The organism is Bacillus cereus group sp. TH152-1LC (assembly GCF_027710505.1).
Classification (GTDB): domain Bacteria; phylum Bacillota; class Bacilli; order Bacillales; family Bacillaceae_G; genus Bacillus_A; species Bacillus_A mobilis.
Genome location: NZ_JAQFNK010000006.1, coordinates 207,207 through 231,261 on the forward strand (window position 1 = coordinate 207,207; position 24,055 = coordinate 231,261).

The following is a 24,055-nucleotide window of genomic DNA, read 5'->3' on the forward strand; positions in this document are numbered from 1 at the left end:
CCTCTATATGTAAGATAGTACGTTTCTTAACTCTACCATAGAAAAACGCTTTCCAGGACAACTTTTTGTAACGCCTTCTAGCTCCCTATGACCGAGTATATTTTCTTTCTTTATAGCAAACTGCTTCATAAACACTTTACATAAAGAATATAATGCATTCATTTGTGCGGTAGTTGGATCATATTTATCAAAATTACCCGTCATGCATATTCCAATTGTATCTGTATTATTATCTTTCGCATGTGCTCCAATATGTAAACCTCGTCCTTCAACTACAGTACCATTTTCTTCAATAAAATAGTTATAACCGATTCCGCTCCATCCTCTTACTTTTTGATGAAATTCATGTGTTCTATACACATCCCATCCATCTTCGGATGTATGGTGGATAATCAGTTTATTCACTTTTTCTAAAGGAACTAATTCATCTTGAAATGTTAAATTAACACATTTAATTTCCATTTGAACATCCCCCTTACAAATCAATCATCATCATTGTTTTATCATCTGGTCGGATTCTCTTTTCCCCTTCTAGCTCTTCAACAATTGCTACATATTCCTTTATACTATTCTTTCTTATATATGAAACAGTTTGTTCCAGTGGCCAATCTGGGTGGAATAATCCGTCTGAACAAATAAAAATCCCACTTACTTCATCTATATATAATTCCCCATGCTGTAAATAATGTATCGCTTCTTTCATTCCATTTGCAACGGAATACCCACCCTGCATATTTGCAAGATAACGATTATATTTTAACTGTTCCCGCACATCTTGAAAAACATGTTCTTCCGGTACAGATAGTCCCTTTTTACGATCTTCTTCTCTTTTCTTTTTTGCTCGTTTACTAATTCCTTCAACCGTGTCTTTCGTTAATACTTGCATCGTTCCATTTTGAAGTATTGCAACAATCATACAGTCCCCTAATTGCGCATATTCAATTTTCTCACCAACTATTTGGACTGCCGCGATACATGTACACCACAAATGCTCTTTCTTTCTCGTGTCTACTTCATATTCTAACATTTTGCTTTGCAATGCTTCATTTGCCTTTGCAATGGCAACTTGTAAACTATGATTTTCGCGGAATGAATTAAAATAACTTGCAAATAAGTGTGAAGCGATGTATGCTCCATTATGTCCCTTTTCATCTCGAAACGGGACGAGTGGTGTTGCCCCATCACATACACCATAAACCTTATTTTCTTCATTACAAAAATAAGAATCCTCACATTCTTGCTTCAACGGGCTTTTCTGTTGATATGTTTTTATCTTCACAACTGTATCCCCTTTCAAATGATATAATACTCAAATTCTTTTGATTAATCTAATTTTCCGAAATAAACTGTTTTTACCCAAAACTTTCAATATCATATATAATCTTGAAATAATATGAATTTTTTAGTGAAGGACGGGAAAGAGATGGTCAGATTTCTTGGTGTTATTATTGGTTCTATTATTATTGCGATTGCCTTTAATCTTTTCCTTATCCCCCACAAAATTTTAAGTAGTGGAATTGGCGGAATTGCTATTATTTTAGGGATTGTAACGCCTGTAAACACAGGTATTATTAACTTTGTATTAAACTTACCTATCCTTATTTTAGGATACATAGGTCTTGGGAAAAAAGTCATTTTTAACACTGTTATCTCTGTTATTGTATTATCTGTTGCATTATACTATGTTCCAGTGAAAGTCGTAGCAACAGATCCACTTTTATCATCTATCTTTGGTGGTGTCATTGCCGGAGCTGGTATCGGTCTTGTTTTTAACTGCAATGGATCAACTGGTGGATTTGATATTATCGGTATGCTGTTATCTCGCAAACGAGACATTAAACTTGGCGGATTCCTTATTATTTTAAATGCAGTCGTTGTAATCATTGCAGGGTTCTTCTTCACTTGGGATGTTGCTCTTACAAGCTTACTTTCCATTTATGTAACTGGTAAAGTTATCGATGCTATTCATACGAAACATCGAAAGGTTACACTTATGATTGTAACAAATGAAGCAGAAAAAATGAAAAAACAACTCCTTTCAACTGTTGTACGTGGAATTACATTGCTTGATGGCGAAGGTGCTTATTCAAGCGAAAAAAAACGTGTACTTATGACGGTCGTTTCTCGCGAAGAATTAGCAAGTATGAAATTAACAATTTCTGAAATTGACCCTCATGCATTCGTTAACATTACAGAAACGGTTGAAGTATTAGGATTGTTTAGAAAAGGTTAAAAAACTAGGTGAATTTCCACCTAGTTTTTATTTTCCATAAATTCAATTCGATTTCCGAACGGATCTGACACATAAAATCTAATTACATCTGGTCGTGCATGATCATCTATTACTTCAATACCTTGCTTTATTAACTCTTTTTTAAATTCATCTATTTTTAAAACATAAAAAGCTGGATGCGCCTTTTTAGCTGGATTGAAGTTTTGCTCAACTCCGATATGAATCTCTTGATTTCCACACTTAAACCAGCACCCACCACGCTTCTTTAATTCCTCTGGTTTTGGGATTTCCTCCATACCAATTTTATTACTATAAAACTCTCGTGCTTCTTCTTCACAGCCTGCAGGCGCAGCTACTTGCACATGATCAATCCCTTGAATATAATTTTTCATTTTCTCTCCCCCTCTTCTATCCTAATGTTATAAAGAAACCATACTTTTGTAACTTACATAAGATTTATAAAACAATATAAGCTCCCCTTATTACCACCCTATACGCACTTTTCCAAAATAAAGAAAACAAAATTTATTATATAACTTCCATTTTTTATAGAAATACACATTACATCTATATTATAGTTATGAATAGACAAATCTTTTTAGATGCTATTTGTACGGAGGAACTATTATGAGTCGTAAAAAATATTCATCAATTCAAAGAAAACGTCATCTGAACATTTCTGGACGTTTGCGAAACCATATACAAGATCGTTCTTCAGCAGAAATGTACGCATCTCTGTTCGAGCACAATCCTGATAGTATTATTTCATTGAACTTAGAGGGAGTTATTCTACATACGAACCCTTCTGTCGAAAGAATATTAGGTTACACTTCTTTAGAATTAGAACAGAAAAATATTACCTCTATTTTAGAAGCTCATATTTCTGAGCAAGTATTACAAAATATAAAGAATACTAAAGCGGATAATCAACAAGAGTATATGTTATCTATTTATCATAAAAATGGATTCTTATTAGACGTCGTGACTAAACTAGTTCCTATATTGGTCCAAAATCGTCTAACTGGCGTATATGCCATTATGAAGCCTCTTGAAAAATCAGAAAGAATTGAGAACATGCTAAAAGAAAGCGAGAAGAGATTACGTACATTAGTGAACTCCATGCCTGCGTTTGTTATATTTAAGGATCATGAAGGGCGCTGGCTTGAAGCAAATGACTATGCACTTTCTTGCTTCAATTTCCACCATGTACCTTACCACGGGAAAAAAGATAGTGAACTCATTCAATATAATGAAGCGTACCGAGAAGCTTTTTTACATTGTGAAGAAGTTGATGAACTAGCGTGGCAACAAAGACAAATTCTTCATGGTGAGGAATTTATTATTCATAGAGATGATTCCGCCTTAATCTTAAGTATATCGAAAGTTCCTCTCTATCATCCTGACGGCTCGCGTAAAGGTCTTATCGTAATGGGTAGAGACGTTACCGAACTTAAAGAAACAGAAAAGTTATTACGAAAATCAGAAAAGCTCGCAGTAGTCGGACAACTGACAGCTGGAATTGCCCATGAAATTCGAAATCCACTCACTTCTCTAAAAGGTTTTCTAACATTGCTACTCCCTGAAATCAATGAGGAGCAGAAATGGTATATCGATGTTATGTTAAGTGAGATTTCACAGATGGAATCTATTACAAGTCAATTTATGGCGATGTCTAAACCACAAGTATTATCTATCCAAACTTGTAACATACAAACTTTAATTGAAGAAGTAGTTACATTTATTTTACCAACTGCTATTATGCATAGTGTCCATATCATTATGGATCATTTTGATTACAAACATGATATTCAGTGTGATGGTAACCAATTAAAACAAGTTTTTATAAATATATTAAAAAATGCAATCGAAGCGATGCCAAATGGCGGAAATATTTTCATCCAAACAAAACCATTAGATGATACCTTCATCTTAATACGAATTATCGATGAAGGCTGTGGTATCCCAGAAGATCGTATCTCTCGTTTAGGCGAACCATTTTATAGTTTGAAAGAAAAAGGAACAGGACTAGGATTAATGATGTGTTACAAAATAATTGAAGAACATCATGGTAAATTACACATTTCAAGCGAATTAAATAAAGGTACGATCGTTGATATTCAATTACCGCTTTCTTCATCTCATCTTGCAATTCAGTCGTGAATATAAAAGAAGCATCTGCTAATGATGAACAGATGCTTCTTTTATTATTTGTTTTTATAATATTGTATTGCCATACCATTCTTTCGCTTTTTCTACTTCACCCATCGTTAATTGATGACCTCTATTTTCCCAATGCATTGTTACATTAGCGCTTGTATTTTCTAATAGTACCTTCAATTCCTCTGACTCTGCTGATGAACAAATCGGATCATTTGTCCCAGCAGCAATAAACACGGATTTCCCTGCTAAATTAGGTAATTGTGTTCCTCTTCTAGGCACCATTGGGTGATGGAGCACAGCGCCTTTTAATGCATTTTCGTAATGGAATAATAAGCTTGCAGCAATGTTTGCTCCATTTGAATAACCGATAGCTACAATGTTATTTCTATCAAATTCGTATGTTTTTGCAGCTTCATCTAAAAACTCATTTAATTCCTTCGTACGGAAAATCAAATCTTCTTCATCAAAAATGCCTTCTGCCAATCTACGGAAGAAACGTGGCATGCCATTTTCTAATACATTTCCCCTAACATTTAATACAGATGCTTCCGGATCAACTATTTCTGCAAGTGGTAATAAATCTAATTCATTACCACCTGTACCATGAAGTAATAACAACACTGGTTTTGACGTATCTTTTCCTTTTTGAAAAACATGTTTCATCATAATCTTTTTCCCCTTTCAATCACTTTTCGTCTAAATTTCTCATTTCAAATGGTAAAAGTGTTTGTTCAATTTGTTTTCTATGTGTTTCATATTGCTCCGGTAACTTTAATTCCTCACCCATCGTCTCTAACGATTCGTCATGAGCGAAACCAGGAGGGTCTGTTGCAATTTCAAATAAGATTTCCCCGTGTTCTCTAAAATAAATTGCGTTAAAATAATTTCGATCTTGTACAGGCGTTACGTGATATCCAAAACGAGTCACACGCTCTTTCCAATCTAATTGATCAGCATCATCACTCGCTCTCCAAGCAATATGATGAACTGTACCAACACCCATTTGACCACGACCGATTGTTGATAATCTCAAGTCGATAATATTTCCAATATCAGCAGAAGAACGGAATCGAACAAATTCACCTTCTTCTCCAATTTTCTCAAGACCCATAACATGCTCTAACAATTCAGCAGTTTTTTGAGGTTGTGCAGATAAAAGAACAGCACCACCAAATCCTTTAATTGCTACTTCTGGTGTAACTTCTCCAAAACTCCAATTATTTAATTCGCCTTCTTCTCTTTCAACTAATTCTATATGCAAACCATGTGGATCATCAAATTCTAAATACTGTTCTCCAAATCGAGTCATTTTTGTATACGAAACATCGAATTTTTCTAATCTATTTTCCCAAAACTCCATTGCGCCCTTTGGTACGACATAAGAAGTTATTCCTACTTGACCGTCACCAATAATTCCTTGACGAGCACCTGCCCATGGGAAAAACGTAATAATTGTTCCGGGCTTCCCTCCTTCATTACCAAAATAAAGATGGTACGTGCCTGGATCATCAAAATTCACTGTTTGTTTCACTAAACGTAAACCTAACACACTAGCATAAAAATCTACATTTTCTTGTGGGTGTCCTACGATTGCTGTAATGTGATGAATTCCCATCGTTTTCTTTTCCATTTTCTCCGCCCCTTTTTATTCCATTTTAAAAACTTTTATACATTCAAATTCATTATTCATTTTGTCCATACTGCAAAGTAAAATCCATCGTTACGATTTTATCTCGAATTCAAGATATTAATTATAAAATTACACATCAACATCTAATTTATCGGAATTATCTCGAATTCAAGATAATATACGAAAAATATTTTCTCATTCTATAATCACAATAAATCTTGATTTGAACTATTTTTTATCTCGAACTCAAGATTTATTATAAGTTACTTATTTTTCATTGTCAATAAGTCCTTATTTTCATTTTTTAATTAAAAGAGAGTAAACACCAATTTAGTTTACTCTCTTTGCAATTTATTTCGTTTCCTCTTCCAGCACTGCTTCCATCTCATTAAATTCACGATGAATTGCTTTCACTGGTTCTTTCGTTAATAAACTTACAACAATAACAGCTAATAAGCTACAGAAGAATCCAGGTACCATTTCATACATAGTCGCTTTTAAACTTGGAATTTGTACCCAAGTAATAACAACTACTGCACCTACAATCATACCAGCAAGAACGCCCCATTTGTTCGTTCTCTTCCAATATAAGCTTAATAAAATAGCAGGTCCGAACGCTGAACCAAATCCCGCCCAAGCATAACCGACAAGTGTTAGAATTGTATCACTTGGATGATACGCTAAAGCAACTGCAATCATAGCTACTACTAATACTGACAGCCTACCGATAAATACAAGTTCTTTGTCACTTGCGTCACGACGGAAAAATGTTTTATAGAAATCTTCCGTTACTGCACTTGAAATAACAAGTAATTGCGAGGAAATACTACTCATAATCGAAGCCAAAATAGCTGATAATAAAAACCCAGTAATGTACGGGTGGAATAAAATGTTTGAGAATGTTACAAAGACCATTTCTGGGTCTTGTAACGTTGCATTATTTTTAGCGTAATAAGCAATACCAATTAGACCAGTAAGCATTGCACCTATAATTGAAATCGTCATCCAACCGATACCGATTCTACGAGAAGTTTTTAAATCTTTAATAGAAGTAATCGCCATAAAGCGGACAATAATATGTGGTTGACCAAAATACCCAAGACCCCATGCTAAAAATGAAATAATCCCAAGAATTGTAGTCTCTTTAAAAATATCTAAATGCGATGCATCAACTTGTTTAATTGTATTGAATGTTTCTGTTACACCACCCACATCTGTAAAAGCAACAATTGGCACTAATACAAGAGCAATAAACATAATACATCCTTGCACAAAGTCGGTCCAACTTACTGCTAAAAAACCACCGAATAGTGTATAAGCAACTACGACACCGACAGTTACAAATAAACCAATCTTATAATCTAGGTTGAAAGAATTTTCAAACAAACGTCCACCTGATACTAAACCAGCCGACGCATAAAATGTGAAAAATACTAAAATGACGATAGCGGAGACAAAACGAAGTATTTTCGTACGATCTTTAAATCGATTCTCTAGAAAGTCTGGAATCGTAATTGAATCATTTGCCACTTCTGTATACGTTCGCAAACGCGGGGCAATAATTAAATAGTTTGCATAAGCACCTATTAATAAACCTATGGCAATCCATACACTTGATAATCCTGTTGCATACATCGCACCAGGTAATCCCATTAGCATCCAACCACTCATGTCCGAAGCACCAGCTGATAAAGCTGTAACTGCTGGACCGAGTCCCCTTCCGCCTAACATATAATCTGATAAATCGGATGTCTTCTTATAAGACCAATAACCGATATACAACATACCTGCCATATAAATAGCAAGCGAAACCATAATCTCAATCTTCACCAAATCTCTCCCTTAGTTACATAAGCCATTCAAAATTTCGAAAGATGACTTTTTCTATTTTCTTGTTTTCGCTTATGGTTCCCTACCTTAACAAACATTTTTTGTTCTTTCAAGTGAACAAGCCAATTTCACTACATGTAAAAACCTTTATAAACGCCTTTATCCCAGTGGATTACCCGGCTTTCAAAATAAATTAAAGTAAAAATATTCAGAAAATATATCATGCACTTTTTCACTCCTCATTTCCAAATTAAAAAGCCATACAAATGTATGACTTTTAATCTATTAAACATAGCTTATTTTCTATTTACTAGTAGGAAACAGTTCCGAAAGAGGCACCACCCGCCCCACCTCATCTTTAAACACAATATGCTCTCTCGTTAAATGGCGTGGACTCTTTACTCCCGCTGCTGCCGCAAGTGAGAACAAACTATATCTCATACTAACAACATAATTCATTACGCGCCATTTCTTCTCATACGGATCTAACGCTTTTTGATAATGAGGATTCGTCGTCGCCACACCAGACGGACATTGCCCCGAATTACATTGGAGCGCCATAATACAGCCACTTGCCATCATAAACCCACGTGCTGAATTTATAGCATCTGCACCAATAGCTAAAGCAATTGCTACTTTATCTGGTGTAATTAATTTCCCCGATGCAAACACTTTGAATTTGTCCCGAACACCATAATGATTCGCTGTATCAATACATGTCAGTAGCGCTGGAATAAGCGGCATTCCCATACTATCTGCCATCGATTTATACGTTGCACCTGATCCACCTTCTGAACCATCTATTGTAATAAAATCTGGATAGATGTTTAACTCGTTCATCGATTTGAATAAATCTTCCAACGGCTCCTGCTGCCCAATTACAATTTTCATACCGACAGGTTTACCGCCGGTTTCTTGCAACTGCTGAATAAAATAAAGTGTATCTGCTGCATTATTTAAAAATGAAAATCGATTCGGTGAATTAATCGTTTCTCCTTCTCGTACATTTCGAACAGAAGCAATTTTCTCATTTACTTTTTGTCCCTCTAGATGACCGCCACGTATTTTAGCCCCTTGCCCAAATTTCAATTCGAATGCTTTAATATTTCTTTCTTTCGCTTTCCCCATGAATTGCTCCATTGAAAAATTACCATCCTCATCACGGTAACCAAATAATCCTGGACCAATTTGCGCAACGATATTTGCACCTGTATGTAAATGTTCTGGTATTACACCACCTTCTCCGGTATTAATCCACGAACCGCCAGCCATCTTCGCACCAAATCCACTCGCTAATATATAATTTTCGCCAATCGCACCGTAAGAAGTTGCTGATGCTCCAAACATGCCATACAGTTTCCATGGATATTTACGATTTTCACCGACGATAACCGCATCATCTTCTTCATATAACCAAAGATTCGTTGTATCCGCTGTCAATTTTTCTCTTCGTGAAAATAACCCTTCTTTATGAATCACATACTTTTTCCCTTCACGTTCTTGCGCTACATTCACACTTAATTCTTCTGTTAATATCGGAAATAATGTATTAGCAATATAATAACCAGATGTATCAAAATCTCGTTTTGATCCAAAGCCAAGTATTTCAGAACGGTACTTTGCTAAAAACATTACACTTTGAAAATCATACCGTGAAAAAGGCTTTCCATCCGTATCATGATCAAACCAATATTGCCTAAATTCCGGCCCTATCTTTTCAAGTAAATAACGCATCCTTCCTAAGTATGGATGTAGCTTTAATATAGAATGATGCGTCCGTTTTTTAATAAAAAATGTAATAATAAAAAAAATGATTAATAGTAGCATGAATAAGAGCAATATACTAATAATAACGAGTAGCGTTTCACTCATCCCGCTTCCTCCTATGAAAATCCATAATAAAAGGAGAACACCTGATGTGTTCTCCTTTTATCTTTATTCAAATTAATGTAACAAGATGCTCTTTCGCATCATATTCAACTAAACTTTCAGCATTTTTAATTCGATGAACAAAATCTGGATTAGCAATTAAAGGTCTTCCGAATGCGGCTACATCAATCGTTCCTTCTTGCAACGCTTCTTCAGCCTCTTTCGGATTTAAATTCCCTACTCCTACGATCGTACCATCCCAATATTTTCTTACTAATTGATGAAAATTCTTTCCGTCAGCAATAACTGCCGTATAATTCATCGTTGAAGGGTGAATCATCGTTAATCCAACTTCTTTGAACATATTTATAAACGTTTCAATTGCAAGCTCAGGGTTTTCCCACATATAAGTAGGATTATCACCTTTGAAAGCAGAGAAACGAAGAAGTGTTTTATTAGCTCCAACAGCTTCTATTACAGCCGCCGTTACTTCTTTCATAAACGTTAACCTCCCCTTTAAGTCTCCGCCGTATTTATCAGTACGCTTATTTGCAAACTCATAAGTAAATTGATCGATTAAATATCCGTGTGCACCGTGTATTTCTACTCCATCAAATCCAGCTTCAATTGCATTTTTCGCAGCTTGTGCGTATTGACCAATCACTTCTTGTATTTCTTCTAACGTCATTGCTTCTGGCGTATCAAATGGTTTTCGAAAACGCGGAACATTTCCCTCTGCAGCGATAGCAGACGGTGCTTGCGGCATTTGCCCACCAATTATTTCGTGATGACTCATACGTCCAACATGCCATATTTGAGCAATAATCGTTCCGCCTTCTTTATGTACTGCCTCTGTAACAGGCTTCCACGAATCGATTTGTTCTTGTGTATAGATTCCTGGTACTCCTGGATTACCTTTTGCTCTTGGGCTAATGACGATTCCCTCTGTAATAATGAATCCAACTTCATCAGCTGCACGCTTTCTATAGTACTCAACTACATCAGTACCAACTACTCCCGTTTCATGATTTGCGAAACATCTCGTCATCGGTGCCATCGCTATGCGATTACGAAGAGACCAAGATCCAATTTGAATCGGATTAAACAACTTTGTTTCTTCAATATTTTCAAAAGATCCCCAAACGTTTATATTTGTTCCTTCATAAATACTTGCTGCTTTATTATTTGAACTTGCCATTTTTCTTCCCCCTAAAAAGTTCTTACTACAATCGCATCATACTTACTTTTAGATAGTAACGTCAATTTATACGCTTTAAACTCAAAACATTCGAATATTAAACAAATAGAATGCTATAAATAAACTAAAAAAGGTTTCCTAAGTAGGAAACCTTTTTTAGTTGACCATATATGGTTGTCAATTTGTTTATCTCTTTTATATAAACAATTATTATCTCTTCACATATAAAAATTCCTTAGCAGTAGAAATGAGGGTGGTTCAGTATTCTTCTAAAAATAATAACTTATAAACCTAAAACAATGAAAGCCCTACCTCTCTTTCATCCTTACGGCTCCTCGTCCGTGCCAGTGTGAATCAGGATTGCAAAAATCAAGTAACTATTCTATCGAAGTATTTAATTAAACTTCGAACATTCATAAAGAAGTAAAAAATAAAAATGGATTTGATTGTAGTAATAACAAAAGAGGTTAATGCTCTAAAAGTGGTTTGAAAGAGTTGAATGTCTTTGAAATGATTAATTTTCTATAATTATGTTCCCAAAAAATTCAAAATCTTTTTTGGGATGTAATACATTATTTTTAATGAATCTTAACAAAAGCTTTTTATTTGACTTTCTGTGATACCTTCAATTAATCCCAGTTCACTAATCAAAAATTCGTGTGCGTTATCTAACATTTTCTTTTCGCTTGCATTAAGTGCTTTTTCTTTCTGCATACGTAATAAATCACGTACAACTTCAGCACCTTCTTGTATTTTACCCGTCTTTATTTTATCAGTGTTCAATTTATACCTTTGTTTCCACGTAAGTAATCTATCAGATTCTCCATGTTGAAAAATATCCAATATGTGTGCTATTGCCGTTATATCCGTGACTGGTCGTATATTTGAGCTCAATATCCGCCCTGCCGGAATCATTACTTCCATATTACTACCCGACATTTTTATAACATAATACTGTTGTTTTTCTCCTGCGATTTCCTTCTCTTCTACGGCTTTAATTATACCTGCTCCGTGCATTGGATAAACAATGTTATCGCCAATTTGAAACAAATAATCCACCTCCATATATGGTAACCTTCTCAATCTTAACACACAATAGCTTTTTTAGCAAATTTTTATTTTATCATAAAATTATTTTTCATGTCAATCCTTTCGAACTAAGAAAATAAATTCGTAAAATTTCACTAAAAACCCGCAATCTTATTAACTTTTCCACACATATATACATTCTAATTTCACCTGCTCTTTTTACATAAAAAACACATTACTACATAATAAGTAGTAATGTGTTTTTTATACGGAATCGTTAAACATTCCCTATTAATTTCACGCCTATATACTAACCTGCTTACGGACTGTTTCCCTCGCTAAAAGAAAACTCATAATCACTTGCGCGGCTACTCGACTCGTCATATCCCTAAAATCAAGTGTTGGATCAATCTCTACAATATCCATCCCTTGAACGAGCGGTTCTTTACCAAGAAATTCAATCGCATCAAGTAAAGTCGTACTATCCATTCCGCCAGGACCAATTGCTGGACAACCTGGTGCAAATGCTTGATCGAGTACGTCCATATCAAGAGAAATATAAATAGAAGTCACGCCTTGCTTTCTTAATACTTCAATACTTTCCGTGATAATATCTTTGATTTCTCGCTCTCGTACATCTTTCATTGTATACACTGTCACGCCATGTTCTTTTGCATATTCATGGTACGCTCGCGCATTTGAAAAATTGCGAATTCCGATTTGAACGAGTTGTTTTCCTGTAATGACACCGTTTTCTAGTAAACTACGGAACGGTGTACCATTTGATGGGCCACCATCATCTAAATTACGTAAATCATGATGGGCATCAAATTGAATAATCCCGACCTTTCCTTTACTGTTTGCAAATCCTGTTATACTCGGAAAACTAATCGAGTGATCCCCGCCAAGAACGATTGGTATCATGTTCGGATTTACTTTCGTTACATGACCAACTGTTTTCGCAATTCGGTTATGACTTTCTTTTATATCCGTCACATGCATCGTAATATCACCACAATCATATAAAACACTTTCCTTCATATCATGTTCTTCTGTAATTGCGTACGTGCTATATGCATCTAACATCGCACGAATTGTTTTTGGAGCAAAGCTCGCTCCTGAATGACTAATAGATGGTTTAGAAAGGGGTGCTCCAATTAAGGCAGCACCGAATATTTCCACGCCTTCCTCCCAATCTTTAATCATTTCACTCCATTTCGTCACTTCACGATCGATAAACTTTGCATTCTTCTTTAAATAGTGGCCGTGCTCCACGATTGTTCACCTCTTGTATATGCGATATTACCATTTTTCCATACGGTATTTACATGACTTACGCCGTAATGATACGGTACGTAAGCATAATTGTAAGCATCCCATAAAACTAAATCTGCCTTGCGACCAACTCTAATTTTCCCAGCTACGTCACCACGATTAATAGCATACGAAGAGTTAACTGTTACCGCGTTCCAAACCTCTTCTGGTGTCATTTTCAGCTTGAGCATTGCGATGCTCATAATAAGTTGAATATTTTCAGTTGGACAGCTACCTGGGTTAAAGTCTGTAGCTAACGCAACAGCAACACCTTCATCAATCATTTTACGTCCACGAGCAAAGCTTTCTTTATTTAAATAGAAAGTTGTTCCTGGTAATAAAGTGGCTACTGTATTAGAGTTTGCAAGCATTTCAATTCCTTTATCAGAAGCGCCAACTAAATGGTCCGCTGATGCTGCACCAATTTCAGCCGCTGCTTCCGCACCACCAAGAGGGTCGATTTCATCTGCGTGAATTTTCACATCAAAGCCAAGCTCTTTCGCTTTTAATAAAAACTCTTTCGACTCTTCGACAGAGAACACGCCTGTTTCGCAGAAAATATCAACGAATTCAGCTAATTGCTTCTCTTTCATTTCTGGCAGTAAGTCTAACATCCATTGTAAAAATTCTTTTGATTTCCCTTTATACTCTTTCGGAACTGCATGAGCACCTAAAAATGTGGAAACTAAATCAATCGGGTGCTCTTTTTGCAATTGCGCAGTTGCCTCTAATTGTTTCCATTCTGTCTCATCATCCAATCCGTAACCACTCTTCGCTTCTACAGTTGTAACTCCAAAAGATAGCATACGGTCTAAATGGAATTTCGCTTTTTGAACAAGTTCTTCTTTCGACGCCTGTTTCGTTGCATTTACAGTTGAAAGAATACCTCCGCCTTGTTCTAAAATTTCTAAGTACGGCACTCCTTGCAATTTTAGTGCGATTTCATTTTCACGAGATCCACCAAATACAAGGTGAGTATGCGGATCAACAAGACCAGGAGAAACCATTTTCCCGCCGCAATCAATAACTTCTTTCGCTTGTAATCCTTTCGCTTCTTCCACTGTTCCAACGAAAGTAATTACGCCGTTTTCAATTCCAATCACACCGTTTTCGATAACAGGAAGCGTGTTCATCGCTTCCCGTCTTAACAAGCCATCTTCTTGATCCATTGTTAGTAATTGACCGATATTTATTAGTAAAGTGTCCAGCATGTTTTCTCCTCCTTATTTCATCATTGGAATGTTAACGCCTTTTTCTTTCGCAGTTTCCACAGCTAAGTCATATCCTGCATCAACGTGACGAACAACACCCATACCAGGGTCAGAAGTTAATACGCGCTCAATACGTTTTGCTGCCGCTTCTGTTCCATCTGCAACAATAACCATTCCAGCGTGAAGTGAATAACCCATACCAACGCCACCGCCGTGGTGAACAGATACCCAACTCGCACCGTTTACACTGTTAATTAATGCATTTAAAATTGGCCAGTCTGCTACTGCATCACTACCGTCTTTCATCGCTTCTGTTTCACGGTTTGGAGATGCTACTGATCCGCAATCTAAATGGTCACGGCCGATAACGATTGGTGCTGATAATTCACCACTTGCAACCATTTCATTAATGATGCGACCAAATTTCGCGCGCTCACCGTAACCAAGCCAACAAATACGTGATGGAAGACCTTGGAATTCAACTTGCTGACGTGCCATACGAATCCAGTTACATAAATGCTCATTATCAGCGAATTCACGTAAAATAACTTCGTCTGTTTTATAAATATCTTCTGGATCACCAGAAAGTGCCACCCAGCGGAATGGTCCTTTTCCTTCGCAGAATAATGGACGGATAAATGCTGGAACGAATCCTGGGAAATCGAATGCATTTTTCAAGCCTTCATCGAAAGCAACTTGGCGAATGTTATTTCCGTAATCAAATGTAATTGCACCTTTTGCTTGCATTGCAAGCATTGCTTCCACATGTTTTGTCATACTTTCTTTTGATAATTGTACGTAACGTTCTGGATTTTCTTCACGAAGTTTTGCTGCTTCTTCTAACGTGTAACCTACTGGAATATAGCCGTTTAATGGATCATGAGCAGATGTTTGGTCCGTAACTAAATCTGGCGTAATATTACGTTTCACTAGTTCTGGTAAAATCTCTGCCACATTTCCTAATAAGCCTATAGAAATCGGTTCTTTCTTCTCTTTATACTCATTCGCAACAGTTAACGCTTCTTCTAACGATTCTGTATACATATCACAGTATCTCTTTTCAATACGACGATCGATGCTGCGCTTATCAACGTCAATAGCAATAACAACACCGCCATTCATCGTTACAGCAAGAGGTTGTGCACCACCCATACCACCTAAACCAGCAGTAAGTGTTACTGTACCTTTTAATGAACCATCGAAATGTTGACGTGCCGCTTCTCCAAACGTTTCATATGTTCCTTGTAAAATACCTTGTGTTCCAATATAAATCCAACTACCTGCTGTCATTTGTCCGTACATCATAAGACCTTTTTTCTCTAGTTCACGGAAGTGATCCCAGTTCGCCCACTTCGGTACTAAGTTTGAGTTCACTAAAAGTACGCGAGGTGCATCTTCATGTGATTTAAAGATTGCAACTGGTTTTCCTGATTGAACAAGTAATGTTTCATCGCTTTCTAACGTTTTTAATGAATCTACAATCGCCTGATAGCTTTCCCAGTTACGAGCTGCACGGCCAATTCCGCCATATACAACCAATTCTTCTGGTTTTTCAGCAACTTCAGGATCTAAATTGTTCATTAACATACGAAGTGCAGCTTCTTGAACCCACCCTTTCGTTTGTAACTCAGTACCTCTTGGCGCGCGAATTGTTTGTTTTACTTTTTCCATTTCAATCTCTCCCTTTTTCTCATTTTATAGTGCTGCGTTTACATCTAATCTTTCTTTTATCGAATAATTCGTTTTTAACCAATACGCAATATTTTCAATATCCGTTGAGAATATACGGTCATTAGTAATAGAAGGTACTTGCTGACGACCTTGATGGTAGAAGCTCTTCGTCACTGTACTCATGTTTTCAATACCGCGATATTCTGCCGCTTGCATCGCACAAATCATTTCAATTGAAAGAACACGTCTTACGTTTTGAATAATTTGATGCGCATGGCGTGAAGCGATTGTTCCCATACTTACGTGATCTTCTTGGTTAGCTGATGACGGGATTGAATCAACACTCGCCGGATGTGCTAACGTTTTATTTTCAGAAACAAGTGACGCTGCTGCGTATTGCATAATCATTGCACCAGACTGAAGTCCTGGTTCTGGACTTAAAAATGGGGGTAAATCATTTAATTGCGGATTTACTAAACGCTCAATACGACGCTCTGAAATATTTGCAAGTTCCGCCATTCCTACTTTTAAGAAGTCCATCGCAAATGCAATCGGTTGACCGTGGAAATTACCACCCGAAATTACTTTTTCTCCGCCATCAAAGATTAGCGGATTATCTGTTGCAGCATTCATTTCAATTTCTAATTTTTCTTTCACATAATTTAAAACTTGCCAAGAAGCACCGTGTACTTGTGGGATACAGCGAAGTGAATATGCATCCTGTACTCGTAGTTCTCCTTGCTTTGTTGTTAACTTACTATCGTGAAGGATGTCACGAATTCTGCTCGCTACTTCCACTTGCTCTTTATAACCACGTGCTTTATGAACATTTTCATCAAATGCATCAATAATGCCTTGTAACCCCTCAATTGTCATCGAAGCAATGAATTCAGCTTGATAAGCCGTTGCTTCTGCTTCTATATAAGAAAGAACTCCTTGAGCTGTCATCGCCTGCGTACCATTGATTAATGCAAGCCCTTCTTTCGCTTCAAGCTCAATCGGCTCAAGACCTTCTTCTGTAAGAGCCACCATCGCATGAACGCGTTTCCCTTTATAGAACACTTCACCTTCGCCTAATAATACGAGCGCAAGATGAGATAAAGGCGCTAAATCGCCACTCGCACCAAGTGAACCTTGTTGCGGAACGACTGGGTGAATTCTACGATTTACAAACTCAAGAAGCATATTTACAACAAGCGGTCTAACACCGGATACGCCTTTAAGCATCGTGTTCGCGCGTAAAATTAACATACCGCGTGATACTTCTTCAGGGAATGGATCGCCTATCCCGCATGCATGTGACTGAATTAAATTGTGTTGAAGTGCCTTGACATCATCTTTTTGAATAAGCATGTCACTGAACTTTCCAAATCCAGTTGTAATACCGTAAACGACTTTTCCATCCTCTACAATTTTCTCAACTACTTCGCGGCACTCTGCCACCTTTTGCATACTATTTGGACAAGCTGTTACACCTTCCCCTTCAAGTAACAACCTCTTCATTTCTTCAATTGTCAATGTGTGTCCTGTTAACGTAATCATTCTTTTTTCCTCCTTAAAAAGGCAAAAGGGGACCTTATCTTTTTAAGACAGACTTCTGTCCTAAAAAAGTAAGGCCCCCTTCTAACTAATAGACTATGGGCAAATCATATGTGATTAATTCCTAAACCAATCGCCTCATGCTCAGATCCTTTTACAGGTGCACCAATCGTTCCATATAATGCAACAGCAACCCATTCGCCTTCTTTTTTTCCGTCGTATGGTGTACCGCGCACAATCGCAAATCGAAGTCCTACTGTACGAAGAACGTCTGCTAACTGAATTTGACCTCTCGTCACTCCGTACAAAGCTTCCATAATTGCATGATAAAGTGCATGTGTTTCTCTGTAAACGTCTGTTTCAATAACTTGGTTGCTCTTAGCCGCTGTTTCCATTGCTGCTACAACTTTTTGCGAATTCATCGAACCCACTTTCCCCGTACAATACTTCCAACCTTTTGGAATAGATAATACAGGGCTTTCATTCTCATCCGCAAGTGCCAACAGCATGGCCATACGACCAATTCGATGTGTTCCTTGAAGAAGCATGTGACTCTCTCATTTCTTTTAATTATTTGAATATTTCTTAATTTAAGAATATATGAAAACGGTTAAATCGTCAATAGTTTAAACTCACATTCAAATAATTTTTTCATCTCCTCCATTTGTGTACACAAATAATTTACACAAATTTTCCAGGCGTGCTATAGTCTCACTAACAGATGCAAAGGAGCGATATTTCAATGACGAAGCGAAAAGATATTCATTTTCGAATTGAAGAAAAATTACTTGAAAGGTTTGAATCTGCACTCCAATATGAAGATTTAAAGAAAACCGACGTATTAACACATGCGATTCAGCAATTTTGCACGAAGGTGGAATGTGAAAAAATGAATGATGTAAAACGCCAATACAACGTAAGCAACCATTTACAAACTCGTATCGATACGCATAAACATTACGAAGAAAAACAAGTGAATTTAGATGAATTCGTCATGGAACACTTACAACTTCAAGGAGACGAAAAAATATTAGAGGTTGGATGCGCTAACGGGAATTTTCTTTCTCTTTTACAAACTAACGGTCATAAAGGACAACTAACCGGTTTTGATCAATCGAAAACGATGCTTTCTGAAGCTGCAATAAAAAATAACATAATTGAATGGAGATTAGGTGATGCTGGTAATCTTCCTTTTGAAGCTAATTGCTACGACTGGATCGTCGCAAGACATATGTTATATCACATGAAAAGTGTTGAAAAAACAGTTCAAGGATTCCATAAAGTAATTCGTCCTGGTGGCTCACTTTTAGCTACAACAAATTCTGACGTTACATTACCTCGTATAGTTGAAATGTGTAACCGCATGTTAGACGCATTTGATTTACCGAAAACAACATCATCAGTCACTCCATTTTGTTTAGAAAATGGTAAAGAGATATTACAGTCTGTTTTTCCAACTGTCGAAGAAATAGTTATTCATAATGCTCTCGTTTTTCATCATGCTACTCCGATTGTAAACTATATTTCTAGCATGTTTCCATCCCTAAATATACCTGATAATACATATCTTCACGCCGAAATGAAGGAATGGCTAAAAGAAGAAGTAGAAAATGAATTGTCACTTCATAACGGTATATGGCGCGATCCGAAAACGTTAGCCATTTATCGATGTAAAAAAGAAAAAAGCTAGTAAATGCTAGCTTTTATACATTCTCAGGCAAAAGCTCCTCCATCATCATATTGCCCTTACCACCATAAAAATTTATATTATGTTTGTTCGCTACTCCACAATAAGAGGCAATCGCTATTCCAAATGGTACAAATGCATGCCCCTGTGCTGTAATAATATTTGAGTGTTGCACAATTTCTTCATATACAAAATTTTCTACTGGAAAACAATCTAATTTTGATAATCCATAGTCACCGTATACGAGATTGCTTTGAATAAGCCTGCTTTTGCCAGCGCATATGGCCCAGCACAAATAGCAGCTACTAATTTTTCTTGTTTATGAAATTGACGAATGACTGAAAAAAGTACTTCTGCATCTTTCATATGTATTGCATCTCCACCCGGAATAATAATCCCCTCAAATTCTTCTACACGCACTTCACTTAATTCTATATGTGGTTGCACTTGCAAACCTGTTTCACTTATAATCAATTCTTTTGTTACACTCGCTGTAATGATTTCAAATTTATTTTTCAGCAGCGCCGTAGCTACCGTTATTTCAAACTCCGCAAATGTTGGGTACACAAATAAAAGTATTTTTTTCATAACCCTCTCTCCTTCAACCATTTCATAAAATATTCCTCTAATTCGTCCACTGTTAATCTATTCGTGTCCACATAAGTTACAGAAAATTGTTTATACCAGTCTTTTTCAGTTTCTACTAATCTAAATTGCTCATCAAATGTACTTCTGTTTCTTGTTCTATCGTTATTTTTTCTATTATATACATTCTTTTTCGTCACATCTAAATAAAAAATCGCATCTGAACGACATTCTCTTAATCGATATAATTCAGCTTTCAATTCAGCTTCTATATCCCACTCTTTCTCTATAATCGTTGGATAAAAAAGTGTATAGAACAGGGTGTCTTCTGGTCCACGATCAAAAATAACGACTGAATCTTTCACATTTTGAAACTCCTTTATTTTTGCTTCCATAAACATTTTTTGATTTATAATAAATCCTTCTTTTGAATTCATATCCAAATTTAATTGTTTTCGTTTTTCTACAATTGGATAAGGATTTTCATATATAACTGAAAGTCCACATCGCTCTAACCTTTTAGCCAATGTTGTTTTTCCGCTTGCCATCGGTCCTTGGAGTGAAATTACATATGCCATTCCTCTCATCCCCTTACGCTTTCGTACATCTATAATATACAGAATTTTGAAAACCATCAACAATATATATATCATCTTGTTTCTTATTCTTATCTAACTTATAATAAAAAATAGAGATTATGACGGACGCATCGATAATGTAAGCTTGGAAATCCAAGCTTACATTATTTTTTGCTTTCCCTTTTCTAATAAAAAGAGTATACTAGTTTAGAACGTATGTTCTTAATTATTACATACAGTAAGGAGATAGAACAATGGTATACGACACAAAAGCAATTTCTTGGAATGAGTCTTTAAAACAACTTCAACGCCGCTATACAAACAAACAAGTTGACCGAAAAGAATTTGAGGATATTGAACTGATGGAATTCTTCCGCGATAACGACTACATTTCTTTACCTACACATATAAGCGGCCTATCAACAGCACGTTTTACTTCTTACTCTATTTTCACAACTGAAGATAAAGATCGTAAAGTTGGCACATTAATCATTGAATATGTAGAAGATGATAGTAACAATTTATGTGTTGAACAACTATACTTCGTTTAAATGATAACGCTTGGTCAAAATGACCAAGCGTTCTTGCTTTCTATGAATCTCACTGTTTATAATATGAATAATAGAAAACCGCAATCATTAAGGGGGGATACGCTTGCTCGAAGGATGGTTCAGTTGGTTTATTGTGCTATGGACTGTTATTTTATTAGGACTTATGTCTATCGGTGGATACTTTATGTTCAGAAAATTTTTAAAACGACTACCAAAAGAAGATGGTATGTCTATATTAGATTGGGAAGAGCACTATATTAATAAAACTAGACATTTATGGGATGACGAACAAAAACAATTGTTAGAAGAACTCGTAAGTCCTGTTCCAGAACTATTTCGCGATGTTGCTAAATCAAAAATTGCTGGTAAAATCGGAGAACTGGCATTACAAGAAAAAGCCTCTCAAATTACACAAGATTTAATTATTAAAGGATATATTATTGCTACACCAAAGCGCGACCATAAATTTTTAGTGAAAAAATTACAAGAAAAAGAGATTGATTATTCTCATTATGAATCTTTACTAACAAAATCCTCCTCATAAAAAAGATTGCTAGCTTATAGCAATCTTTTTTAACTTACAGTTACTGATTTTACGGCTGTTAATCTAGCTTCTGCCAAGTCTATTTGTAATCCGACTGCACTTATATAAATCGTATCGCCTGTGCCTGTAATATTCACTTGCGTGGATGTCGTATTTGATGCAATAGAACCTGTTGCATTTACATTTGTAATATCAAACTCAGCTCTCGCATTTGCGTTTGTAGTTGTTCCAGAAAAATTACGATCTGCAAAACTACCAATTGTATTTAAATTCCCATTAATATCATTTACTTGCCCTCTAAAAAAGTTTCCTATTGGATTATTTGGTCCTGTTAATGTCACAGAGTTCAATTGAAAATTATCACCTGTAAAGTTCGGATCACCATTCATCGCCATTACAAAAGCTCTTGCTCTTGCTGTCACTGTCCCTGTAGCTGGTGTGAAAAATCCAGAAAGAGTTTGTGGTGTACCCGATAATAAAAAACCTGGAAATAAACTCACATTTCTCACCGGATATGAGGAATCACGATATACAACAATCAACGACCATCCAGCACCATATCCAACCGGCTGACGCGTAGGTAATCTCGTTACGCTATATCTTCCTGCTGCTCGATTGGGTAATCCTTGTAATAAAGATGTAACGTCTGCTGCTCGATTATAAACATTGGCTATAAAAGGTAAATTCGTCCCTTCTGATGACCATGCTGAATTAATTGTCACTTGTGTACTCGTTCCGTCTGGCGTAACTAAATTTGGTGGATTCGCATCAACAACAGTGGTTGTAACAGCCGTATCCAAACCACCTGACCAAACAAGTAAGGCAAAATCTACAACCGCTGTAGCTGGAACAATAGTAGTTGATGGATTTAATTCAGCCCATGAACCATCTAACGTCCAATCATTCGTCGTACCTCCAAATGTATTTGGATCTGTCGATGAAGGAACCCCTCCAAAGGTTAAGTCAGTATTTAATGTAATAAGTGCATTGTAAGCAAAGTTTGTATTAGCAGTACCACGCATTCCCATCGTATTGCCCGTATGCATCATGAATAAATTATCATTTTTACCGTAAGCTCGAACGAAGGCCAATAAAGATCACTCCTATTATTTTATAAAAGGGATTTTTCACTAACATTTTCAATTACTTTAACTTACAGTTACCGATTTTGTAGCAGATAGACGCGCCTCTCCTAACTCTATTTGCAAACCTACAGCACCAGCATAAAGATAATCAAATGTATTTGGGATATTAACTGTCGTAGAAGTTGACCCAGCTGTTAATACACCGTTCGCTGGGACATTCGTCACATCAAATTCAGCACGCCGATTCGTTGCAGCAGTTCCAATCGGCATATTTCTATCTGCAAAACTACCAATTGTATTTAAATTCCCCACATAATTATTGACTTGCGAAGTGAAAAAATTAGGATTGGCATTATTAGGACCCACAAGCGCTGTACCATTTAACACAAATGTATCTGCTGTTGCATCTGTATCACCATTTAACGCCATTGTAAATACACGAGCGTTAACCGGTGCTGTAGCGGGCGTGATAAAATTAGAAATCGTTGCTGTCTCACCCAATGTAGAAATGAGTAAACCAGTATATAAACTAACATTCCTAACAGGATATGAATTATCACGATATACAACAACTAACGCCCACCCTACTCCTGTTCCTTGCAAAGGTGGATTTGCCGTTGGAACACGTTCTACAAAATAATCACCTAGAGCACGATTAGGAAGCCCTTGAAGAATACTTGTCACATTAGCTGCACGTGTATAAATCGTACCTTGAAATGTCCCACTCGATCTTGTTTCTCCCCACGCAGGTGTACTTGTAATAGTGTGAGTCACATCATCCGGGGTTCTAAATGTTGGAGTATTCGCATTGACTACTGCTTCTGTTACAGTCCCCCCTAATGTTCCTTGCCAAACTAACATTGCAAAGTCGACCGTAGCCGTTATTGGTACATCTGTTACAGATGGATTGAGCCTCGTCCATGATCCATCTAAAGTCCAATCATTTGTCGTTCCTGCGAAGGTATCAGTATCTGTTGAGGATGGCACCCCAGCAAAACTCAAATTTGTATTTGTAGAAATTAATGCGTTATATTGATATGCAGTAGCTGTCGTAATACCACGCATCCCTAACGTATTTCCTGTATGCACCATAAAAAGCGAATCCGTTTTTGTATATGTTTGTACAAAGGCCAACAGCCTCACTTCCTTTCTATTAAAAGTAATATTTTCTCGCTATTTCATTTAATGCGAGCAAAACGAAAAAGTTCCATTTATATACATACGAGCTAATTTAGGCAAAAAAAAGCCTTTGCCTATTCCTATTCATTTATATTTGAATAGGATGCAATGACGAGCACATTTTTCATATTTTTTTACAAATAGAACGAGTTTTTAATTTTG

Annotated in this window: 22 protein-coding genes and 1 pseudogene; 5 read left to right on the forward strand and 18 right to left on the reverse strand. The window is 36.4% G+C overall.

Annotated features, from left to right (window positions below; all coding sequences use genetic code 11):
* Positions 1–3: 3 nt before the first annotated feature.
* A complete protein-coding gene (locus PDL00_RS16810; protein ID WP_270730278.1) occupies positions 4–462 on the reverse strand; it encodes a peptidoglycan recognition protein family protein in 459 nt (152 codons plus the stop codon).
* A gap of 13 nt (positions 463–475) precedes the next feature.
* A complete protein-coding gene (locus PDL00_RS16815) occupies positions 476–1,297 on the reverse strand; it encodes a protein phosphatase 2C domain-containing protein (RefSeq protein WP_270730280.1) in 822 nt (273 codons plus the stop codon).
* A 126-nt stretch (positions 1,298–1,423) separates the two neighbouring features.
* Between PDL00_RS16815 and PDL00_RS16820 the strand changes: the two genes are divergently transcribed.
* Positions 1,424–2,233 (forward strand): YitT family protein, encoded by an 810-nt coding sequence (locus tag PDL00_RS16820; protein ID WP_000251342.1) that lies wholly within the window; start codon positions 1,424–1,426, stop codon positions 2,231–2,233.
* 20 nt (positions 2,234–2,253) lie between these two features.
* Here PDL00_RS16820 and PDL00_RS16825 read toward each other — a convergent pair whose 3' ends face one another.
* Positions 2,254–2,625 (reverse strand): VOC family protein, encoded by a 372-nt coding sequence (locus PDL00_RS16825; protein WP_242255635.1) that lies wholly within the window; start codon positions 2,623–2,625, stop codon positions 2,254–2,256.
* A gap of 235 nt (positions 2,626–2,860) precedes the next feature.
* Between PDL00_RS16825 and PDL00_RS16830 the strand changes: the two genes are divergently transcribed.
* Complete coding sequence (locus PDL00_RS16830; RefSeq protein WP_242255637.1) at positions 2,861–4,393, forward strand: BA3702 family sensor histidine kinase; 1,533 nt, start codon at positions 2,861–2,863, stop codon at positions 4,391–4,393.
* A gap of 54 nt (positions 4,394–4,447) precedes the next feature.
* On the opposite strand, the gene PDL00_RS16835 is transcribed toward PDL00_RS16830, so the two are convergent.
* The 11 genes from PDL00_RS16835 to hutP form a co-directional block, all read right to left on the reverse strand.
* Complete coding sequence (locus PDL00_RS16835; RefSeq protein WP_270730284.1) at positions 4,448–5,059, reverse strand: alpha/beta hydrolase; 612 nt, start codon at positions 5,057–5,059, stop codon at positions 4,448–4,450.
* Between the two features lie 19 nt (positions 5,060–5,078).
* On the reverse strand, positions 5,079–6,023 hold the full coding sequence (locus tag PDL00_RS16840) for a ring-cleaving dioxygenase (protein WP_270730286.1): 945 nt from the start codon (positions 6,021–6,023) through the stop codon (positions 5,079–5,081).
* Positions 6,024–6,374: 351 nt separating this feature from the next.
* Entirely contained in the window at positions 6,375–7,853 is a 1,479-nt protein-coding gene (putP, locus tag PDL00_RS16845) for a sodium/proline symporter PutP (RefSeq protein WP_242256973.1), read from the reverse strand.
* Between the two features lie 303 nt (positions 7,854–8,156).
* A complete protein-coding gene (locus PDL00_RS16850; protein WP_242256974.1) occupies positions 8,157–9,725 on the reverse strand; it encodes an FMN-binding glutamate synthase family protein in 1,569 nt (522 codons plus the stop codon).
* 67 nt (positions 9,726–9,792) lie between these two features.
* Positions 9,793–10,920, reverse strand: coding sequence for an alkene reductase (locus tag PDL00_RS16855; protein WP_242256975.1), 1,128 nt, complete (start codon positions 10,918–10,920; stop codon positions 9,793–9,795).
* Positions 10,921–11,508: 588 nt separating this feature from the next.
* Complete coding sequence (locus PDL00_RS16860; protein ID WP_176225740.1) at positions 11,509–11,970, reverse strand: CarD family transcriptional regulator; 462 nt, start codon at positions 11,968–11,970, stop codon at positions 11,509–11,511.
* Positions 11,971–12,252: 282 nt separating this feature from the next.
* Positions 12,253–13,224, reverse strand: coding sequence for a formimidoylglutamase (hutG, locus tag PDL00_RS16865; protein WP_242256976.1), 972 nt, complete (start codon positions 13,222–13,224; stop codon positions 12,253–12,255).
* Entirely contained in the window at positions 13,203–14,474 is a 1,272-nt protein-coding gene (gene hutI, locus PDL00_RS16870) for an imidazolonepropionase (protein WP_270730291.1), read from the reverse strand. Before hutI ends, hutG begins: the two co-directional genes overlap by 22 nt.
* Before the next feature lie 12 nt (positions 14,475–14,486).
* On the reverse strand, positions 14,487–16,145 hold the full coding sequence (gene hutU / locus PDL00_RS16875) for a urocanate hydratase (RefSeq protein ID WP_270730294.1): 1,659 nt from the start codon (positions 16,143–16,145) through the stop codon (positions 14,487–14,489).
* A 24-nt stretch (positions 16,146–16,169) separates the two neighbouring features.
* Positions 16,170–17,687, reverse strand: coding sequence for a histidine ammonia-lyase (gene hutH / locus PDL00_RS16880; RefSeq protein WP_270730297.1), 1,518 nt, complete (start codon positions 17,685–17,687; stop codon positions 16,170–16,172).
* 104 nt (positions 17,688–17,791) lie between these two features.
* Positions 17,792–18,232 carry a hut operon transcriptional regulator HutP gene (gene hutP / locus PDL00_RS16885; protein ID WP_000926516.1) on the reverse strand — a complete coding sequence of 147 codons (441 nt, stop codon included), beginning with the start codon at positions 18,230–18,232 and terminating at the stop codon, positions 17,792–17,794.
* Between the two features lie 194 nt (positions 18,233–18,426).
* Between hutP and PDL00_RS16890 the strand changes: the two genes are divergently transcribed.
* Positions 18,427–19,374 (forward strand): class I SAM-dependent methyltransferase, encoded by a 948-nt coding sequence (locus tag PDL00_RS16890; protein WP_242256980.1) that lies wholly within the window; start codon positions 18,427–18,429, stop codon positions 19,372–19,374.
* A 13-nt stretch (positions 19,375–19,387) separates the two neighbouring features.
* Here the strand turns inward: PDL00_RS16890 and PDL00_RS16895 are convergent.
* Positions 19,388–19,959 (reverse strand): annotated as a pseudogene (locus tag PDL00_RS16895) (DJ-1/PfpI family protein).
* Positions 19,956–20,543, reverse strand: a complete 588-nt coding sequence (locus tag PDL00_RS16900; RefSeq protein ID WP_270730300.1) for an AAA family ATPase — start codon at positions 20,541–20,543, stop codon at positions 19,956–19,958. Before PDL00_RS16900 ends, PDL00_RS16895 begins: the two are co-directional and overlap by 4 nt.
* Before the next feature lie 245 nt (positions 20,544–20,788).
* Between PDL00_RS16900 and PDL00_RS16905 the strand changes: the two genes are divergently transcribed.
* Entirely contained in the window at positions 20,789–21,085 is a 297-nt protein-coding gene (locus PDL00_RS16905; protein ID WP_063262435.1) for a hypothetical protein, read from the forward strand.
* A gap of 103 nt (positions 21,086–21,188) precedes the next feature.
* Positions 21,189–21,629 (forward strand): DUF2621 domain-containing protein, encoded by a 441-nt coding sequence (locus PDL00_RS16910; protein ID WP_000889381.1) that lies wholly within the window; start codon positions 21,189–21,191, stop codon positions 21,627–21,629.
* Between the two features lie 29 nt (positions 21,630–21,658).
* Here the strand turns inward: PDL00_RS16910 and PDL00_RS16915 are convergent, their stop codons facing one another.
* Both PDL00_RS16915 and PDL00_RS16920 read right to left on the reverse strand, forming a co-directional pair.
* Positions 21,659–22,720, reverse strand: a complete 1,062-nt coding sequence (locus PDL00_RS16915; RefSeq protein ID WP_270730302.1) for a hypothetical protein — start codon at positions 22,718–22,720, stop codon at positions 21,659–21,661.
* A gap of 57 nt (positions 22,721–22,777) precedes the next feature.
* On the reverse strand, positions 22,778–23,848 hold the full coding sequence (locus tag PDL00_RS16920) for a hypothetical protein (protein ID WP_270730304.1): 1,071 nt from the start codon (positions 23,846–23,848) through the stop codon (positions 22,778–22,780).
* Positions 23,849–24,055 lie beyond the last annotated feature (207 nt).

Coding starts and splice junctions, on each gene's coding strand:
- hutH (WP_270730297.1), bottom strand. CDS start 17,687: ATGATTACGTTAACAGGACACACATTGACAATTGAAGAAATGAAGAGG.
- PDL00_RS16890 (WP_242256980.1), top strand. CDS start 18,427: ATGACGAAGCGAAAAGATATTCATTTTCGAATTGAAGAAAAATTACTT.
- PDL00_RS16900 (WP_270730300.1), bottom strand. CDS start 20,543: ATGAGAGGAATGGCATATGTAATTTCACTCCAAGGACCGATGGCAAGC.
- PDL00_RS16825 (WP_242255635.1), bottom strand. CDS start 2,625: ATGAAAAATTATATTCAAGGGATTGATCATGTGCAAGTAGCTGCGCCT.
- PDL00_RS16905 (WP_063262435.1), top strand. CDS start 20,789: ATGGTATACGACACAAAAGCAATTTCTTGGAATGAGTCTTTAAAACAA.
- hutU (WP_270730294.1), bottom strand. CDS start 16,145: ATGGAAAAAGTAAAACAAACAATTCGCGCGCCAAGAGGTACTGAGTTA.
- PDL00_RS16855 (WP_242256975.1), bottom strand. CDS start 10,920: ATGGCAAGTTCAAATAATAAAGCAGCAAGTATTTATGAAGGAACAAAT.
- hutI (WP_270730291.1), bottom strand. CDS start 14,474: ATGCTGGACACTTTACTAATAAATATCGGTCAATTACTAACAATGGAT.
- PDL00_RS16830 (WP_242255637.1), top strand. CDS start 2,861: ATGAGTCGTAAAAAATATTCATCAATTCAAAGAAAACGTCATCTGAAC.
- PDL00_RS16820 (WP_000251342.1), top strand. CDS start 1,424: ATGGTCAGATTTCTTGGTGTTATTATTGGTTCTATTATTATTGCGATT.
- hutP (WP_000926516.1), bottom strand. CDS start 18,232: ATGCTTCTTCAAGGAACACATCGAATTGGTCGTATGGCCATGCTGTTG.
- PDL00_RS16810 (WP_270730278.1), bottom strand. CDS start 462: ATGGAAATTAAATGTGTTAATTTAACATTTCAAGATGAATTAGTTCCT.
- PDL00_RS16835 (WP_270730284.1), bottom strand. CDS start 5,059: ATGATGAAACATGTTTTTCAAAAAGGAAAAGATACGTCAAAACCAGTG.
- PDL00_RS16840 (WP_270730286.1), bottom strand. CDS start 6,023: ATGGAAAAGAAAACGATGGGAATTCATCACATTACAGCAATCGTAGGA.
- PDL00_RS16850 (WP_242256974.1), bottom strand. CDS start 9,725: ATGAGTGAAACGCTACTCGTTATTATTAGTATATTGCTCTTATTCATG.